Here is a 2,453-nt window from a genome sequence, read left to right as displayed (position 1 = left end):
TGAACTTGCCGTTGTGGAAGGCGTTGGCCTTGAACGGCTTGACGGCGGTGTTGATCAGCGACATGGGGCAATTCCTGTTTCGGGAGGGATGAATACTCTGCGGGAGCATATTGAACATTCAACGGGCTTTAGCCAAATTGATTGTTAAAACCTAATGAATAGATTTTCTCTATCGCCGAGTCGGGCTTTGAGCGGGCAGCAGATGCGTCGCGACTACAAGTCTCGCACGCTGTCGAACTGCCTTGGCATGCCGCTGATCGGGTCCGTGAACGCCAGCCTGCGTGCTAGCAACTTCAACGGCCGCGCGTAGTTGTCCACGGCACCCGCTTCGACTTGCAGCGTCGGATACCAGTCGTCATTGACAATAGAAATACCGAGCGCAGCCATCTGCACTCTCAGTTGATGCTTGCGGCCGGTTACCGGCTGCAAGCGATACAGACTCAGATCGCCACGCTGTTCGATGACTTCAATCAGCGTTTCCGCGTTCGGTTCGCCATCGACTTCCCGCTGCCGGAAGAAAGGCTCTCCCGCGACGATGCGACTGCAGCGCCGTAACGGGAACTGAAGCGCAGGGCGCAGCGGCGCCAACGCTTCGTAGGTCTTGACGATCTTTCGGCCTGCAAACAGCGCGCTGTAGACGCCGCGGGTCTGCGGATTGACCGAGAACAGCACCAGCCCGGCGGTGCCGCGATCGAGCCGATGCAGCGGCACCAGGTGCTCGATGCCGGTGTCACGCCTGAGCCGGCTGAGCAATGTCTCCTGCACGAAACGGCCGGAGGGAATCGTTGGCAGGAAGTGCGGCTTGTCGGCGATCAGCAACTGCTCATCTTGATGAAGGATCGACGCTGCGAACGGGATCGGCGGTTCCGGCGGCAGTTCGCGGTAGTAATGAATCAGCCGGCCGGCGACAAAGACGGCGTCCGGCGACAGCCTTCCGCTTTCGGAATCGCTGACCTTGCCCTCGGCCAGTCGAGCCTGCCAGACCGCGCGGCCGACATCCGGGAAGCGCTGGTCGAGAAAATCGAGCAGCAGCGTCCAGGCGCCGGGCGGCAGGCGGATGCTGCTGGCACCAACACCAGCGATCGAGGGCGGGCGCGCTGGAGCTTCCGGGGCAATCATGAACGAGGCGCGCGGCTCGGTTGGGCAGAGCCAAAGCATACAGACGGCGCGAAGCCGACCCGAATAACGCACAGCCCTCCAGCAACGCCCCGAAGCTTGCGCTCAGTCTGCGCTGCGCGAGACCACGATCGCGGCCGCAGCCCGCGAAGCTTCGAGATGGGCCAAGGCTTCCTCGGTCGAGCCTTCCTTGACCGGGTCGTACCAAGGACAGAAAAACGGCAGCTGCTTGACGATCAGCGACGGCAGCGAGGGCAACATTCCGGTTTTCGACTGACGCTGCTATTCCTGCCTGATCCAGGGACGAAACCCACTCGGGCGCTTGACCTTGAAGCGCTCGCCCTGCTTCATCAGATGCGCTGCGCCGTGCGCCCAGAGGCCGAAGATCACCGGCATCGCGATCAGGCTCAGGTAGTAACGGGATGGATAACTGCCGCCGAGGTGGCGGTATAGATCGAACGCGACGCCGCGATGCTCGATCTCCTCGGCACCATGCCAGCGCAGCAGGTCGAGCAGCACCGGATCGACACCGGCTTCATCCCAGCGCTTGTTGTCGAGCGCGTACTGGCCGAGCACGCAGTTCATGTGCTCGATCGCGGCAATGACGCCGAGGCGGAATACCAGCCGCAGCTTCTTAGCCCAGTCGCTATGAAGTTCGCGGCCGGCGAATTTGTCACCGAGCAAGTTCTCGAATAGCCAGTCTTCCTGGCGCGTGTTGCTCCCGGTCTCGAAGCCACGCTGATTCAGATATTCAGCGACCGCGCCGCCATGCGCCCGGGCATGCATCGCCTCCTGACGGACGAACATCTGCCGTTATCGCGCAGCTTGGCGTCGCGCACCAGCGGCAGCGCCTGGTTGTAGAGCCGGCAGAACCAGAACTCGCCGGCCGGCAACAACAGGTTGATCTCGTTGATGAAGTGGCTGGCGAATGGATTACCGGGAATCCAGTCGACCGACGTGTTCGACCAATCGAACTTCACCTTGCGCGGAATCAAGCGGCTTTGGGTCTTGGATGCGCTGGTGACCATTCGCTCAGACGTCCGATCCCGCGCAATCGCACTTGCAACTGCTGATCTTGGAGAACCACGCCAGGGATTTCCTTGTGCCGACGTGGCACCCGTCTCCATCCTCATGAAGCCCCCATCAATATAGACATCATACGACGGTACTTCGACACTGACTCAGTTGCTGGCGGACCTGAGACGAGGGAGGATTTGGTTCAGATCTCTTAGACACCGATTGTTTGAGAAACAGGACACCCTCATTCAACTGAGCCCGCCGCATGACAGGCGAGCTCAGATTACAACGCGCTCTAGAACTGGAAGTAAAGGAACGCC

The 2,453-nt window shown here is 60.7% G+C and carries 1 protein-coding gene and 1 pseudogene; both read right to left on the bottom strand.

Going from position 1 to position 2,453, the window contains the following annotated elements:
• Nucleotides 1–213 precede the first annotated feature (213 nt).
• A complete protein-coding gene (locus QZY06_RS15730) occupies nucleotides 214–1,119 on the bottom strand; it encodes a pseudouridine synthase (protein WP_295686013.1) in 906 nt (301 codons plus the stop codon).
• A 102-nt stretch (nucleotides 1,120–1,221) separates the two neighbouring features.
• Nucleotides 1,222–2,144, bottom strand: a pseudogene (locus QZY06_RS22250) (metal-dependent hydrolase).
• Nucleotides 2,145–2,453 lie beyond the last annotated feature (309 nt).

It is taken from the genome of uncultured Nevskia sp. (genome assembly GCF_903885465.1).
Taxonomy (GTDB): Bacteria; Pseudomonadota; Gammaproteobacteria; order Nevskiales; family Nevskiaceae; genus Nevskia.
This window is presented reverse-complemented; position numbering and strand designations above follow the sequence as displayed.

What these genes read in the sequence shown, in the direction of transcription:
- QZY06_RS15730 (WP_295686013.1), bottom strand. Translation starts at nt 1,119, where the DNA reads ATGATTGCCCCGGAAGCTCCAGCGCGCCCGCCCTCGATCGCTGGTGTT.